This window comes from Caballeronia sp. LZ016 (genome assembly GCF_031450805.1).
Taxonomy (GTDB): Bacteria; Pseudomonadota; Gammaproteobacteria; order Burkholderiales; family Burkholderiaceae; genus Caballeronia.
This window is the reverse complement of record NZ_JARTVY010000001.1, coordinates 215,794-231,605: the sequence shown is the minus strand read 5'-3', so window position 1 is coordinate 231,605 and position 15,812 is coordinate 215,794. Positions and strand designations below refer to the sequence as shown.

Here is a 15,812-nt window from a genome sequence, read left to right as displayed (position 1 = left end):
ACAATTCTTCAGTCGACGGGAATATTTGCCGAACTGAAATTTATAATCTGGATGGTGGCTAGCAAAGAAATAAAAAATGTCGATAAACCGTCAATTGGTAGTATTTATTACTTAATCATAGAAAGTGTCTTGTAATAGTGCTATTTAGATAGCGGCCTGTGCCAGTTGAAATGTGCTTGGTGTTAAGTGGTGATTCTGCTTAATTGAAATTTCCAGTTTTCGTTGATAGTCGCCGCGTCTACTTCGGGAACAGACTGCCATCTAATTTTCGCCTCGAGTTTTTAATTAAGGGAAACGCAAGCCGATAGCTAAAAGCCGCGTAGCTGGCAGCGACTTACTAGCATTCCAGGCCCGGTGCAAGTCGGCTTCGTGGTCGGGAACTCAAACGGGATAAACGCACCATGCTTTGGCAACTACTCGCGGCCCAGCCGGAAATAGCGCTGTTCGCCAGCCTGGCAATAGGCTTTTTCATTGGGTCGTTGAAGTTCGGGCCCATTCAATTGGGCGGCGTCTGCGGCACGCTGATCGTCGCGCTGATACTCGGCCAAAGCGGCGCGCGCATATCGCCGGACCTGAAGAACATCGCGTTCGCGCTTTTCATCTTCGCGCTCGGATTCACGGGCGGCCCGCAATTCTTCGCGAACATCGGGCGCGGCTGGCGCTATGGAGCGCTGTCGTTTGTCGAGGTAATCGTCGTGGTTGCGCTTGTGCTCGGCATCGCGGCGGCGCTTAAGCTCGATGCCGGCACCGCGGCCGGATTGCTCGCCGGCGGCGCGACGGAATCGGCGGTGATCGGCACCGCATCCGAGGCCGTGGCGCGGCTCGGGCTGCCTCCGGCTGAAACCGCGCGCCTTCAGGCCAACATCGTGACCGCCTACAGCGTGAGTTATCTGTTCGGGCTCGTCGCCATCGTGCTGTTCGTGAGTCAGATTGCGCCGCTCATCCTCCGTGTGAATCTGCGTGACCAGGCCGAGCGCGTATGGCGTCAGCTCGGCGGCGACGGCGCGCTCGCCGAAGGTCAGACGCCCGCCGTATCGCCGCTCGCCGCGCGGGAACTGAAGGTGACGGCGGCCGCCGGGCTCGGCATCGGCGAACTGGAGAAGCGTTTCGGGCACGAGATCAGCGTGCAGCGGGTGATGCGCGAGCGGTCCGTCGTCAAGGCGCAACCGGCCGTCGCGCTGAAGGCGGGCGATCGCATCGTGATCGCGGGGCGGCGCGGGGCGCTCGTCGACGCGATTCCGTCGATCGGCGAGGAAGTCTTCACCAACGGCGGCCCGGATGTCTTCGTCGAGAAAGTCGACGTGATGCTCACGAACCGCGCGATGCACGGACTGACGCTCGCGCAGGCGCGGGCCCGCGCGAATCCGGCGGAAGGGCGGGGCGTCTACGTCGCCGCCGTGACGCGCCTCGACAGCACCATTCCCGCGTTGCCGGGCACGCAAGTGCAGCGCGGCGACGTGCTGACGCTCGTCGGCGCGAAGGCGGACGTGGCGCGCGGCGCGGCGAAGCTCGGCTACATCGTCCGTGCGACGCAGAAGACGGACTTCGTGTTCCTCGGGATCGGCGTGCTGGTCGGCATGGCGATCGGGCGGCTGTCGGCGCAGGTCGGCGGCATCGACGTGTCGCTCGGCACGGGCGGCGGCTGTCTGCTGGCAGGGCTCGTGTTCGGCTGGATTCGCTCGCGGTATCCGCTGATCGGCTCGTTGCCGTCGGCGGCGGCGCAAATTCTGAAGGACTTCGGCTTGTGCACCTTCATCGCGGCGGTCGGGCTGTCGGCGGGGGCGGACGCGGTGCGGCTGATCCGCGAGTTCGGCGTCGCGCTGCCGATCGCGGGCATCGCCATCACGCTCGGGCCGGCGATCGCATCGCTTCTCGTCGGCCGCCTGCTGCTCAAGCTCGAAGTGCCGATGCTGCTCGGCGCGATCGCCGGCCAGCAATGCAGCACGCCGGCGATCAGCGCGCTCGTCGGCGTGACGGGTAACTCGACGCCGGTCATCGGCTACACCATCACCTACGCGATTTCGAACGTGCTGTTGCCGTTGCTCGGCCCGCTCGTCGTCGGGCTCGTGAGCAGGCTCGGGTGAACGATTCGGCCGCTACCGGGAGGGCGCAGTGGACTGGCTCCATCATGTTTTCCAGAAGTCGCCGGAGAGCGCGCTGTTCTTGTCGCTCGCGGCGGGGTATCTGATCGGCCAGATCAACTTCGGCAAGTTCCAGTTGGGCGGCGTCGGCGGATCGCTGCTTGCGGCGGTGGTCGTGAGTCAGGCCGGCGTGCAGATCGACAACGGCGTGAAGTCGGTGATGTTCGCCGTGTTCATTTATGCGGTCGGCTACGACTCGGGGCCGCAGTTCTTCAACTCGCTGAACCGGCGGACGCTGCGCGAAATGGCGATGGCCGTCTTTCTCGCCGTCAGCGCGCTCGCCACGGTGGTCGTCTGCGCGAAACTCTTCGGACTGAACAAGGGCCTTGCGGCGGGGCTGGCGGGCGGGGCGCTGACGCAATCGGCGATCATCGGCACCGCGGGGGACGCCATCGCGCGGCTCGGGTTGTCGGCGGCAGAGACGAAGGCGCTGCAGGCGGATGTCGCCATCGCCTATGCAGTCACTTATGTGTTCGGCTCGCTCGGCGCCATCGTCGTATGCGTGAATATCCTGCCGAAGTTCATGGGACAGGGACTGAAGGAAGCGTCGATCGAAGCCGAGAAGTCGCTTGCGGGCGGCATCGGCGGACCCGCGCCCGGGCAGGTTTCGGCGCTGCCGCCGCTCGTCGGGCGGACGTATCGCGTGACGGGAGGCGGGGCGGGCGGCGCAGGCGCGGCAGGACGCACGGTCGCGGACATCGAAATGGACGAACAGGACGCGATCACCATCGAGCGCATCCGGCGCGCGGGCCATGCGATCGAACCGCAGCCGGACGTGACGCTCGAGCCGGGCGATATCGTGCTCGTCGTCGGGCGGCGCGAGGTGATGGCCGGCGCAGCGGCGCAGATCGGCGACGAAGTCGCGGACACCGACGGCGTCAGCGTCGTGATGCAAACACGCCGGGGCGTATTCGCGATGCGCGGCATGAATCACTGGACGATGCGAGCCGTGCGCGCAACCGTCGATCGCGCCATGCGCCACGGCGTCTACGTGCAGGCCGTCACGCGCGCCGGGATGCCGCTGCCCGCGCTGCCCGAAACGCGCCTCGAGCATGGCGATGTCATCACCTTCTACGGGTCGCCGCAGGACACGAAACGCGCCGTCGATGCAGCCGGCTACGAACTGCCGTACTCCGACAAGACCGACTTCATCTACATGGGCGTGGGTATCGTCGTCGGGCTGCTGATCGGACTGGTCGTCGTGCGCGTGGGCGGCATTCCGGTCACGCTCGGTTCGGGCGGCGGCTGCCTGCTCGCGGGGCTCGTGTTCGGCTGGATGCGCGGCAAGCATCCGATGTACGGAGTGATGCCGCCCGCCGCGTCGCAATTGCTGAAGGACTTCGGGCTGGCCGCGTTCGTGGCGGTCGTCGGGCTGAATTCGGGCTTGCAGGCGGTGGTCACGGTAAAGCAGAGCGGCCTCACGATCTTCCTGCTTGGCGTGTTCGTCACGCTGTTTCCGCTGCTGCTGACGATGCTCTTCGGGCGTTACGTGCTGCGCTACGACAACGCGGCGATCTTCGCGGGCGCGCTGTCGGGATCGCGCAGCGCCAATCCGGCGTTCGGCGGCGTGCTCGACAAGGCGGAAAGCCCGGCGCCGACGGCGGCGTTCGCCGTCACGTATGCGCTTGCGAACGTGCTGCTGACGCTGCTCGGGCCGTTGATCGTCGAGATCGTGTGACGGCATGAGAAGACGCCTTGCGCCATAATCGGCGGCACACAAGGAGGCTCCTCATGGCGAACGCGTTACCTGCCGTCGAACTGCCGGACGGCGAAGCGATTCCGAAGCTCGGTCAGGGCACCTGGGAAATGGGCGAGCGCCCGAATGCGCGCAGGGCGGAGATCGCCGCGCTGCGCGAGGGCGTCGAACTCGGAATGACACTCATCGATACGGCCGAGATGTATGGCGATGGCGAAAGCGAAAAGCTCATCGCGGAGGCGTTATCGGACAGGCGCGACGACATCTTCATCGTGAGCAAGGTCTATCCGCATAACGGCACCGAGCGCGGCGTGCAGGCCGCGTGCGAGCGGAGCCTCAGGCGCTTGTCGACCGATCGCATCGACCTCTACCTGCTGCACTGGCGCGGCGGCGAGGACCTGGCCGGCGTGGTCGCGGGCTTCGAGAAACTGAAGCGCGACGGCAAGATTCGTCACTGGGGCGTGAGCAACTTCGACACGGACGACATGGAGGAACTCTTCGCGCTCGATGGCGGCGATGCGTGCGCGACCAACCAGATTCTGTACAACGTCGCGCGCCGCGTGCCGGAGTTCGATCTGTTGCCGTGGCTGCGCGAACATCGGCTGCCGGCGATGGCATACAGCCCCGTCGATCATGCGCGTCTGCCGCGCGGCGGGGTGCTGGAGAAGATCGCCGCATCCCGCGGCGTGTCGGCGTTTCAGGTGGCGCTCGCGTGGGTCTTGCAGCAGCCGGGCGTTTTCGCGATACCCAAAGCCGCCGATATTGCGCATGTCCGCGAAAACCGCGCCGCGCTCGATATCCGCTTGTCGACGGACGAACTCGCGGATATCGATAAGCAGTTCAAGCCGCCGAAGGTGAAGCGCGGGCTGGAGATGCTTTAGGAGCACGCATGATGTGCATGCACCGAGCCTAGCACCGCGACTTCGGCCGGCGTGCGCCGCAGATCGGCTTCGCTGACCTGCTTTGCATCGGCGAGGAAGTCGTCGACGATCGACGACACCGACGTGTTCGTCAAGCACAGCGACACGCGCTTCGTCTCCGTATCCGCGAGCGATGCGCGTTGCGACAGGAACAACACGCCGTACTGATAGCCCCGCACGATGCCGCGCACCGCGCCGACGCACTGGCCTTGCGCGGCGTTGTCGCTTTTCTGACCGCACTGCTGAGCGAGCGACCACGCCGAGAACGACGGGTCCGATGCGCCCGGCGCGGGCGTCGACTGCGCGTGAGCGGAAACGCCAGCGCCGAGCGCGAGGGAAGCGGCGAGCGAGAGAGCGTATTTCTTCATGAGCGTCCTCATTGTTTTGTGTAACCAATGAGAGACATCGGACGCGCTTTGGTTCCGGCCCGCGTCGTTTCAGACGGCCTTTTCCCGCGATTGAAGCGCCCGCAATTCGTCGACCGGGATGTGGCAGTGAATCTCGTGGCCGTTGCCCGCATCGCGGCAAGGCGGCGTCTCGCGCTCGCACATGTCGCCGATCTTGCGCGGGCATCGCGTATGAAACACGCAGCCGGAAGGCGGGTTCGCCGCGCTCGGCAAGTCGCCCGACAGGCGGATGCGCTCGCTGCCCGCCCGCGCCTCGTCGAGCGACGGCGCCGACGACAGCAACGCTTCGGTGTACGGATGCTGCGGGCCATCGAAGACATCGGCGGCGCGGCCGATCTCCATGATGCGTCCGAGATAGAGCACCGCGATGCGATCCGACAGATAGCGCACGACGTTCAGGTCGTGCGAGATGAACACGTAGCTCACGCGCCGCTCGCGCTGCAGATCGGCGAGCAGATTGAGGATCGCGGCCTGCACCGAGACGTCGAGCGCGGAAGTCGGTTCGTCGCAGACGACGACGCGCGGATCGCCCGCGAACGCCCGCGCAATGGCGACACGCTGCTTCAATCCGCCCGACAGCTGCCGCGTGCGCGAGCCGAGATAGCGTTCCGGCAAGCGCACCGCTTCGGTCAGCGCGTGCAGGCGCGTTTCCTTCGCTTCGCCGCGCAGCGCGGCGAGCTTCGACAGCGACCGCGCAATCAGCCGCCGCACCGAATGCGCCCGATTCAGCGCCGAATCGGGATTCTGGAACACGATCTGCAGCGACTTGACCTGCTCGCCGCTGCGGCGCGTGACACGTTCCGGCAACGGCTCGCCATCGAGTTCGAGCGTCGCGCCCTTGTCCGGGGCGACGAGACCGAGCAGGAGTTTCGCGAGCGTCGTCTTGCCGCTGCCCGATTCGCCGACGAGCCCGAGCGTTTCGCCCTGCACGAGATCGAGCGATACATCGTGGACCGCGCGGACGTCTTCGTCGCCGACGCGGAAGGTCTTCGAGAGATGGCGCGCGGACAGCGCGAGCACCGGTTCATCGACAGGCACAGCGACGGGCGCGGGCGTTTCGGCCGTGGAGCGCGGCAAATCCTGCGCGCGCTCGTGGTAATGGCAGCGCGCCATCTGATCGCCGTGCAGCGACGCCACGCGATAGGGCGGCGGCGCATCCTTCACGCAGCGCTCGTCGGCGAGCTTGCAACGCGGCGCGAACACGCAGCCTTGCGCAATCGATCCCGGCAGCGGCAGCGAACCGGGGATCGTGTCGAGACGGCCGTTTTCCTTGCTGCGGCCGCGCGTGGGCAGGCATCGCAGAAGGCCGACCGTGTACGGATGACGAGGCTTCGCGAAGACATCGGCGGTCGCGCCTTCTTCGACGAGCTTGCCCGCATACAGCACGCCGACACGGTCGCACATGCGCCCGATCACCGCGAGGTTGTGGCTGATGAAGAGCACGGCCGTGCCCAGTTCCGCCCGCAACTGCGCGATCAGATCGAGCACTTCGGCTTCCACCGTGGCGTCGAGGCCGGTCGTCGGTTCGTCGAGAATCAGCAGTTCGGGATTGCACGCGAGCGCCATCGCGATCACGACGCGCTGCTGCATCCCGCCCGACAGCTGATGCGGATAGCTCTCCATCACCCGCGCAGGCGATGCGATCCGCACGCGGCGCAGCATGTCGGCGGTGCGCGACAGCGCCTCGTTCGCGGATGCGCCCGCCGCTTCGAATGCTTCGGACACCTGTCGCGCGATGGTGAGCGACGGATTCAGCGCACGGCCAGGGTCCTGATAGACCATCGATACGGCGTTCGCCCGCAGGCCGCGCAACGCATCGGCATGAAGCGTGGCGACATCGCGGCCGCCGATCGTGATGCGCCCCGCCTTGACGCGGCCGTTGCGCGGCAGATAGCGCAGCATCGCGAGGGCGGCCGTCGACTTGCCGCAGCCCGATTCGCCGACGAGCCCGTACGCTTCGCCGCGCCGCACGCGCAAGCTTATGTCCTGCAGCACTTCGCGTTCGTGTCCGCGCGCGCGATAGGCGACGGTCAGGCCGACGACCGTCAGCGCGTCGGCCTGATCGCCCGTGGCGGCGCCGAACGCGGGGAATGCCGATGGCGGCGGTCCGTTCATCGGTCGAGCACTCCTTGCACGGCATCCGCGACGAGATTGACGGCGATCACCAGCGACGCGATCGCGGCGGCGTCGAACACCACGGTCCACCACGCGCCGCCCGCCATCAGCGTGTAGCTCTCAGATAGCGCGAGGCCCCAGTCGGCGGAAGGCGGCTGAATGCCGAAGCCGAGAAAGGAGAGCGTCGCGACCGCGAAGATCGCGTAACCGAGCCGCACCGTCGCCTCGACGACGATCGGCGGCAGCACGTTCGGCAATATCTCCGCGAACATGATGTAGAACGCGTTCTCGCCGCGCAATTGCGCCGCGAGCACGTAGTCCAGATGGCGCTCGCCGAGCACGGCGGCGCGCACGGTGCGCGCGGTGATCGGCGCGAAGGTGAGGCCGATCACGAGAATCACGGTTGCGTTGCTCGCGCCGACCGCCGCGAGCGCCAGCAGCGCGACGATCACGAGCGGCAGCGCGAGCAGCGCATCGGTGACACGGCCGATGACCGCATCGACCCAGCCGCCGAAATAGCCGACGATCAGCCCGATGGCCGTGCCCGCCGCCGTGCCGATGAGCGTCGCGAGCGGCGCGATGGTGAGAATGTCGCGCGAGCCGACGATCACGCGCGCGAAGACATCGCGGCCCAGCTGATCGGTGCCGAACCAGTGCTCCGGCGAGGGCGGCGCGAGCGAGTTGAGCGGATCGGAGGCGTAGGGGTCGAGCGGCACGAGCCAGTGGCCGAACAGCGCGCACACGATCCAGGACAGCAGGATCAGCACGCCGAAGTCGAACGTGCCCGAACGCAGCAGCGCGCCGAGCGCGTCGAAGCGGCGCGGTCTAGGAGCCGACGCGGTGGCGGTGCTCATCGCGCGCCTCCCGTGCGCAGCCGCGGATTGAGCACGACGTAGAGGGCATCGGCGATCAGATTCGCCGCCGTATAGATCACGCCGATGGTCAGCACGCCCGCTTCGAGCATCGGAAAATCCTTGGCCTTCGCGGCGCCGTAGATGAGCGAACCGATGCCCTGATAGTGGAACAGCGTCTCGACGACGACCAGCCCGCCGATCATGTAGCCGAGCTGCGTCGCGGCGACCGTCACCGTCGGCAGCAGCGCATTGCGCAGCACGTGCCGGAAGATCACGATACGGCGCGGCAGGCCCTTGAGAATGGCGGTGCGCGTGTAGTCGGCATCGAGCGCTTCGACGGTGCCGGCGCGCGCCATCCGTGCGATATAGCCGAAGAACACGAAGACGAGCGGCAGCACGGGCAGAACGAGATGCTTCAGTTGCACGAGAAAGTTCGCGTTGGCGGGCGCGGTGGCCTCGATCGGCAGCCATTGCAGCCACACGCCGAAGATCAGGATCAGCACGATCGACGACACGAACTCCGGGACGACCGTCGCCGTCAGCCCGCCGATGCTGATGATGCGGTCGATGAAGCGCCCCGCGTGCAGCGCCGCATACACGCCGCCCGCGATGCCGAGCGGCACGACCACCACGAATGCGAGCGCGCCGAGCTTCGCCGAATTCCACAGCGCCGCCCCGATGAATGGCGCGACCGGCGCGCGGAACGCATAGGACTCGCCCATGTCGCCGCGCAGGAAATGCGTGATCCAGCCGACGTACTGCGTGACGAGCGGCCTGTCGACGCCGAGCTGATGATTGAGCGCCGCGACCGCGCGCGCGTCGGCGAGCGGACCGAGAATCGCGCGGCCGACATCGCCGGGCAGAAGCTGGCCGCCCGCGAAGACGATCATCGACAGAAGCCACAGCGTGACGAGCGCAAGCAGCACGCGCACGCCGACGAAGCGCACGATGCGTTTCATTCTGGCGAAGTCGGCTGCGTGCGCCGTCGGGGTGATCGTGCTCAAGCGGCCACCGTCGCGCGGTCGAACCACATCTGCGAGATCGCGTTGAAGCGCACGCCGCTGACGCTGGCGCGCGTCACGATCAGCTGGTCGTAGAAGTACGGAATGATGACAGGCGTTTCATCGAGCAACAGGCGCTGAATCTGCCCGGAGACTTTCTTCTGGGATGCGACGTCGAGCGCCGCGACGAACTGCGCGACGAGCTTGTCGTATTCGGCGTTCCTGAAGTGCGCCGCGTTCCACGTGCCGCCGCTCGTGAGCGGCGCGTTGAGAAACACGTTCGGCACGCCGCGATGTCCGTAGTCCGTAATGCCGAGCGGCGAATCGAGCCAGTCCGACTTGCCGAACGTGCCCGAGCCGTAATACAGGTCCTGGCTCTCGACCTTCAGCGTGATGCGAATGCCGATCGCCTTCGCCGCGTTCTGCACGACGACCGCGAGATCGGGAATCTCCATGTACTTCTCGGTCGTGAGCGTGATGTCGAAGCCGTTCGCGACGCCCGCCTCGCTCATCAGCTTCTTCGCTTGCGCGATATCGAGCTTGCGCTGCGGCACGGAGAGATCGCTCGACGGGAAGACGGGCGCGAACGGACTGTCGTTGCCGACGACCGCGCGTCCGCGAAACAGCCCCTTCACGATGACTTCGCGATTGACCGCGAGCGCGAGCGCCTGACGCACGCGCTTGTCCTTGAACGCGCCGGTGTCGCATCGCATGTGAATCTGCCGATGCGAACTCGACTTCGCGCCGAGCACCTTGTATTGCGGGTTCGAGAGCAGCGAGACGCCGCCCTGCACGGTGAAGTCGCCCATCACGTCGGCCTGGCGGCCCTGCATTGCGAGGAGCTGCGCCTGATGGTCCGCATAGAACGAGAAGGCGACGCGATCGGGCAGCGCCTTGTCGCCCCAGTAGTCCGGATTGCGCACGAACGACGCGCCGACCTTCGGCGTGTATTTCTCCAGCCTGAACGCGCCCGTGCCCATGAACGACTTCTCATACGAGCCGCTGAAGTTCGCCGGAAGGATCACCGCGTTGTAGTTGTCCGACGAAACGTAGTACGGAAAATTGCCGTTCGGCGCGTCGAGATGAAACTCGACGGTGTGATCGTCGACGGCCTTCGCCGAGTTCTTCGACAGCACGCCCTTCAGCACCGACAGCGCCGCCGAGCCCGCGCTCGGATCGGCGAGGCGGTTGAAGGTCGCGGCGACGTCCCTGGCGGTCATCGGCTGGCCGTCGTGAAATTTCACGTTGGGGCGGAGCTTGAAGGTCCAGACATCGCCCGTCGCGTTCGACGACCACGACAGCGCGAGCGCCGGGCGCAGGGTAAGCGTCTCGCTGTCGTCGTCGATCAGGAATTCGCCGGTCTGGTTGATGAGCACGAGGCCCGCGGAATCCGTGACCGTCAGCGGATCGACCGCGCCGGCCGGCGTCATGTGCGCGACGCGGATCGTCCCGCCGGGCTTGGCCGCGCCCTGGGCGCGCGCCATCGGCATGCCGAACAGCCCGCCCGCCGTGAGGGCGATGCCGAGCACGCTCGCATGCCGCAGCAGTTCGCGCCGCGTGAGCCGGCCGGCCCTGAATTCGTCGATCGCGTGATTGCCGAGCTCGCCCGCATGCGTGCGCGCGAGTTCGAGGTGATGCGCGTCGGTCGATGTTTTCTTCATCGGTGTCGTTCCGTGTGGTGTTGTCCGGCGTAATCGTCAGGCAAGGACCCGCGTCGCGCGTCAGGGCGCGGGAGCAAGGAACGCGCCGCATCCGGCTTCAGTTGCCGTGCGGATGATCGTGCTTGTGGTCGTGCGGGTCTTTGTGAATGGGATCGACCCAATAGACTTCTTCGGGTTCTTCGACCGCGTCGATGTTCAGATTCACGACGACCGCCTCGTTGTCGCTGCGCACCAGCACGCACTGCAGCGGCTCGTCGGTGCTCGCATTGATTTCCTGATGCGGCACGTACGGCGGCACGAAGATGAAATCGCCGGGTCCGGCCTCGGCGGTGAACTCGAGGTGCTCGCCCCAGCGCATGCGCGCCTGCCCGCGCACGATGTAGATCACGCTTTCCAGCGCGCCGTGATGATGCGCGCCGGTCTTCGCATTCGGATGAATGGTGACGGTTCCCGCCCAGATCTTCTGCGCGCCGACGCGCGCCGCGTTGATGGCCGCCGCGCGATGCATGCCCGGCGTCTGCGGGGTGTTGGTGTCGAGCTGATCGCCCTTTATGACCTTGACGCCGTTTTCGCGCCAATCGATGTGATGTGCGTCGCTCATGGTCTTTGCGTCCGTGGACAAAAAAAGTCCGTTGCCGCCACCAACACGAGCGAGCAACGGACTTCCGATATTACACGCGATTGTCGCAACGGCGCGCGCCGGTCATTTCCCTTTGGAGTTGATGATCGCCTCCGACACGTTGTTCGGCGTCTCCGCGTAGTGCTTGAACTCCATCGTGTAGGTCGCGCGGCCTTGCGTCAGCGAACGAAGGGACGTCGAGTAGCCGAACATCTCGGCAAGCGGCACCTCGGCGCGCACGATCTTCCCGCCGCCGCCCGCGATGTCCTCCATGCCCTGCACGATGCCGCGCCGGCTCGACAGATCGCCCATCACGTTGCCCATGAATTCCTCGGGCGTTTCGACTTCGACGGCCATCGTCGGTTCGAGCAGCACGGGCTTCGCGCGGCGCATCGCTTCCTTGAAGGCCATCGAACCGGCCATGCGGAACGCGTTTTCGTTGGAGTCGACATCGTGATAGGAGCCGAAGGTCAGCGTCACTTTCGTATCGACGACGGGATAGCCCGCCAGCACGCCCGCCTTCAGCGTTTCCTGAATGCCCTTGTCGACCGCCGGGATGAACTCGCGCGGAATCACGCCGCCCTTGATGGCGTCGACGAATTCGTAGCCCTTGCCCGGGTCCGGCTCGAGCGTGATGACCGCGTGGCCATACTGGCCGCGTCCGCCCGACTGCTTGACGAACTTGCCTTCGACATCCGTCACCTTGTTGCGCACCGTCTCGCGATACGCGACCTGCGGCTTGCCGACCGTCGCCTCGACGCCGAACTCGCGCTTCATCCGGTCGACGAGAATTTCGAGGTGCAGCTCGCCCATGCCGGAGATGATCGTCTGGCCGGATTCCTCGTCGGTCGTGACCCGGAACGACGGATCTTCCTGCGCGAGACGATTCAGCGCGATGCCCATCTTTTCCTGGTCGGCCTTCGTCTTCGGCTCGACGGCCTGCGAAATCACCGGCTCCGGGAAGATCATGCGCTCGAGGATGATGATCTTGTCGGGATCGCAGAGCGTGTCGCCGGTCGTCGCTTCCTTCAGGCCGACCGCCGCCGCGATGTCGCCCGCGCGCACTTCCTTGATTTCCTTGCGCTCGTTCGCGTGCATCTGCAGGATGCGCCCGAGCCGTTCCTTCTTCGACTTCACCGGGTTGTAGACGGTATCGCCCGAATTCACCACGCCGGAGTACACGCGGAAGAAGATCAACTGGCCGACGAACGGGTCGGTCATGATCTTGAAGGCGAGCGCGGAGAACGGCTCGTCGTCGCTCGGATGACGCTCGGCTTGCTGATCGTCCTCGGTGTGGCCGAGAATCGCGGGCACGTCGACAGGGGAGGGCAGATAGTCGATCACCGCGTCGAGCATCGCCTGCACGCCCTTGTTCTTGAACGCGCTGCCGCACAGCATCGGCACGATCTCGTTGGCGATCGTGCGCTGGCGCAACGCGGCCTTGATCTCTTCCTCGGTCAGGCTTTCATGGTCGGTCAGGTACTTCTCGAGCAGTTCCTCGCTCGCTTCCGCCGCGGCCTCGACCATCTTCTCGCGCCATTCGTGCGCGACTTCCTTGAGATTGTCGGGAATGTCCTCGTAGGCGAACTTGATGCCCTGGCTCTCATCGTCCCAGACGATGGCCTTCATCTTCACGAGATCGACCACGCCCTGAAAGTGCTCTTCCGCGCCGATCGGAATCTGGATCGGCACCGCCACGCCCTTCAGGCGCTCGCCGATCTGCCGCTGCACGCGAAAGAAATCCGCGCCCACGCGGTCCATCTTGTTGACGAACGCGATGCGCGGCACCTTGTACTTGTTCGCCTGACGCCACACGGTTTCGGACTGTGGCTGCACGCCGCCGACGGAGTCGTAGACCATGCACGCGCCGTCGAGCACGCGCATGGAGCGCTCCACTTCGATCGTGAAATCGACGTGTCCCGGCGTGTCGATGATGTTGATGCGATGCTCCGGGTAATTGCCGGCCATGCCTTTCCAGAAGGCGGTCGTCGCAGCCGACGTAATGGTGATGCCGCGCTCCTGCTCCTGCTCCATCCAGTCCATCGTGGCCGCGCCGTCGTGAACCTCGCCGATCTTGTGGGTCACGCCGGTGTAGAAAAGGATGCGCTCGGTCGTCGTTGTTTTGCCGGCATCGATGTGAGCGCTGATCCCGATGTTCCGATAGCGCTCGATGGGGGTCTTGCGGGGCACGTGAACCTCCTGTGGAAAATATCCTGGCGGCGCGGCGCAGTTCGTACGCGTCGCCACGCGGCGGCCGCCGAACGTCGCGGCGGCATTGCGCTAACCTTTTTAGGATAGCGCGTCGACAGTCTCTTTGCAGGAATCTTGCCAGCTCGGCCTGAATCGCCGCTCGGCATCGTTCGGAGGCGGCGCTTGGGCGAAAAAAAAAGCGCGTCGGAGGACGCGCCTTTGTCGGTTAACACGGCGAGCTAACAGGGCGGGCTCACTGAGCGCCCGGCAACCCCTTGATCTTCACGCCCGGCTTGATGCCCTTGGCCGCGAACCAGCCCTTCGGCATTTCGAGCGCGTACACGCCGTTGTTGCGCGGGCAATGGTTGTTCTCGGTCTGCGCCTGCATCTCGTCGATGTCGGTGATCGTGCCGTCCGCGCGGATGAATGCGATCGACAGCGGAATCAGCGTGTTCTTCATCCAGAAGCAGTGCACGGCGTTCTCGTTGAACACGAAGAGCATGCCCTCGTTTGCGCCGAGCTGCGTGCGATACATGAGCCCTTGCTCGCGGTCGGCATCGTTCGCGGCGACGGCGGCGTCGATCACGTACATGCCCGCGGTGAGTTTCGCGCGGGGAAAGTCGGACGGCTGTTTCGCGCCGGGCGGCATGGTCTGCGCCTCGACCAGCGTGACGGATGCGAGCGGCAGCAGCATCGCGATGAGAAAGGCGCGCGTCGCTTTCCTAATCGACACGCGACGCGGAGAAAATGAAAAACGCAAGGCACGCAGGGAAAGCAACAGCGAATTCACACGATGCTCCTTTGAAAACAGTCGTTGCGCCGGATAACCAGCAGGCCCGCGCATGTTACTCGAAGCGAGGACGAGGATACAAAACGGACGCAAAACAAAAGGGCAGATGCCTTTCGGCGATCTGCCCTTTAACGCCGCAAGCGGCGGTAATGCTTGTTGTTGACTTCGCTTTACCGCCTCTTACAACGAACTTACTGAGCTGCGGAAGCAGCTTCCGGTGCCGAAGCGGCAACCTTGTGCGACTTCTTGTGGTGCGAAGCCTTGTGTGCGTGCTTCTTCGACGACGACTTGTGTGCCTTCGCCGGAGCAGCAGCCGAAGCAGCCGCCGGAGCAGCAGCTTCCGGAGCCGAAGCTTGTGCGAATGCAGCCGTTGCGAACAGGCCAGCGACGAGAGCAGCGATCAGTTTGTTCATTTGTGAATCCTCAGCTTGAGTTTGATTAACCAAACGACCCGGTCATTGAGTCATGTCGGTAAACGAGCCATCCACCTTTCGGTTGACAGTCGTATCGACGAAAGAAACGCGATACGGCTGTGAACGCTTTTCCTTTCAAATAGCCTGGAGCACACAGGTTATCGAAAGGTTGATTCGTTCATGCCGGATAGCTTTGCACGGCATCTATGGCGCTTAACGCATCGTGCAAAAGGTCGGTTGACGTCTTTTTCATGAGAATCGCGCGGCGAATGAAAAAAAAGTTCGCACTGCGAGTGGCTTGTCATCGGTCGATGTCATCGCCGTGAATCACGCCGATAAAAATCAGCGCATGCGGGCGACATTCAACCGGTGCGCTGCCACGGAGATCGCGCAGGCACTTCGACGCTTTCGCCGGGCGCAAGGTCGAGTGCGAAGATATCGAGGGCGCCGATCGCCACGCGCACGAGCCGCAGCGTCGGAAAACCGACGGCGGCCGTCATCCGCCTGACCTGCCGGTTCTTGCCTTCGGTGATGGCGAGTTCTATCCACGTCGTCGGGATGGCGGCGCGGTATCGGATCGGCGGATTGCGCGGCCATAGCGCTTCGATGCGCTCGTCGCGAACGAACGCGGTGCGGCACGGGCGCGTCACGTAATCGCCGAGATCGACGCCGTGGGCGAGATGCGCAAGGGCATCGTCGCCCGGTGCGCCTTCGACCTGCGCCCAATAACGCTTGACGAGCTTGTGACGCGGCTCGGCGATGCGCGCCTGGAGCGCGCCGTCGTCGGTGAGGAGCAGCAGCCCTTCGCTGTCGGCATCGAGGCGGCCCGCGGGATAGACGCCCGGCGTCTTCACCCAGTCGCCGAGCGACGGCCGCGTCTCGTGCGCCGAGAACTGGCAGATCGTGCCGAAGGGTTTGTTGAGTGCGATGAGCGGCATCGGAAGACAGGGCAGGCGCAAGGACGGTCGGAGCGGCATCTTAATGCATAATGATTCGCGAACCGCC

General features: G+C 65.0%; 13 protein-coding genes. 3 read left to right on the top strand and 10 right to left on the bottom strand.

What is annotated here, in order from left to right:
- Nucleotides 1-401 precede the first annotated feature (401 nt).
- The 3 genes from aspT (P9220_RS01105) to P9220_RS01095 are packed head-to-tail and all read left to right on the top strand — an operon-like array spanning nt 402 to nt 4,718.
- Nucleotides 402-2,084 (top strand): aspartate-alanine antiporter, encoded by a 1,683-nt coding sequence (gene aspT / locus P9220_RS01105; protein ID WP_309763175.1) that lies wholly within the window; start codon nt 402-404, stop codon nt 2,082-2,084.
- A 28-nt stretch (nt 2,085-2,112) separates the two neighbouring features.
- Nucleotides 2,113-3,819 (top strand): aspartate-alanine antiporter, encoded by a 1,707-nt coding sequence (aspT, locus tag P9220_RS01100; RefSeq protein ID WP_309763173.1) that lies wholly within the window; start codon nt 2,113-2,115, stop codon nt 3,817-3,819.
- Nucleotides 3,820-3,872: 53 nt separating this feature from the next.
- Nucleotides 3,873-4,718 (top strand): aldo/keto reductase, encoded by an 846-nt coding sequence (locus P9220_RS01095; RefSeq protein ID WP_309763172.1) that lies wholly within the window; start codon nt 3,873-3,875, stop codon nt 4,716-4,718.
- On the opposite strand, the gene P9220_RS01090 is transcribed toward P9220_RS01095, so the two are convergent.
- The 10 genes from P9220_RS01090 to P9220_RS01045 all read right to left on the bottom strand — a co-directional run bounded on the left by P9220_RS01090 (nt 4,715) and on the right by P9220_RS01045 (nt 15,745).
- Nucleotides 4,715-5,125 (bottom strand): hypothetical protein, encoded by a 411-nt coding sequence (locus P9220_RS01090; RefSeq protein WP_309763171.1) that lies wholly within the window; start codon nt 5,123-5,125, stop codon nt 4,715-4,717. The two genes, P9220_RS01095 and P9220_RS01090, sit on opposite strands and share 4 nt — an antisense overlap.
- 69 nt (nt 5,126-5,194) lie before the next feature.
- Nucleotides 5,195-7,279 carry an ABC transporter ATP-binding protein gene (locus P9220_RS01085; RefSeq protein WP_309763170.1) on the bottom strand — a complete coding sequence of 695 codons (2,085 nt, stop codon included), beginning with the start codon at nt 7,277-7,279 and terminating at the stop codon, nt 5,195-5,197.
- Complete coding sequence (locus tag P9220_RS01080) at nt 7,276-8,133, bottom strand: ABC transporter permease (protein WP_309763169.1); 858 nt, start codon at nt 8,131-8,133, stop codon at nt 7,276-7,278. Before P9220_RS01080 ends, P9220_RS01085 begins: the two co-directional genes overlap by 4 nt.
- Complete coding sequence (locus tag P9220_RS01075) at nt 8,130-9,092, bottom strand: ABC transporter permease (RefSeq protein WP_309765334.1); 963 nt, start codon at nt 9,090-9,092, stop codon at nt 8,130-8,132. The genes P9220_RS01080 and P9220_RS01075 overlap by 4 nt, the downstream gene beginning before the upstream one ends.
- A gap of 41 nt (nt 9,093-9,133) precedes the next feature.
- Nucleotides 9,134-10,795: an ABC transporter substrate-binding protein gene (locus tag P9220_RS01070; protein WP_309763167.1), complete on the bottom strand. Its 1,662-nt coding sequence runs from the start codon at nt 10,793-10,795 to the stop codon at nt 9,134-9,136.
- Between the two features lie 97 nt (nt 10,796-10,892).
- The gene (locus tag P9220_RS01065) at nt 10,893-11,396 is read right to left on the bottom strand and encodes a cupin domain-containing protein (protein ID WP_309763166.1); all 504 of its coding nucleotides are present in this window, start codon (nt 11,394-11,396) and stop codon (nt 10,893-10,895) included.
- 102 nt (nt 11,397-11,498) lie between these two features.
- Nucleotides 11,499-13,604, bottom strand: a complete 2,106-nt coding sequence (gene fusA, locus P9220_RS01060) for an elongation factor G (protein WP_309763165.1) — start codon at nt 13,602-13,604, stop codon at nt 11,499-11,501.
- Between the two features lie 253 nt (nt 13,605-13,857).
- Nucleotides 13,858-14,298 carry a DUF192 domain-containing protein gene (locus P9220_RS01055; protein WP_309765333.1) on the bottom strand — a complete coding sequence of 147 codons (441 nt, stop codon included), beginning with the start codon at nt 14,296-14,298 and terminating at the stop codon, nt 13,858-13,860.
- 287 nt (nt 14,299-14,585) lie between these two features.
- A complete protein-coding gene (locus P9220_RS01050) occupies nt 14,586-14,807 on the bottom strand; it encodes a hypothetical protein (protein WP_309763164.1) in 222 nt (73 codons plus the stop codon).
- A gap of 362 nt (nt 14,808-15,169) precedes the next feature.
- Nucleotides 15,170-15,745 carry a pseudouridine synthase gene (locus P9220_RS01045; RefSeq protein WP_309763163.1) on the bottom strand — a complete coding sequence of 192 codons (576 nt, stop codon included), beginning with the start codon at nt 15,743-15,745 and terminating at the stop codon, nt 15,170-15,172.
- Nucleotides 15,746-15,812: the final 67 nt, after the last annotated feature.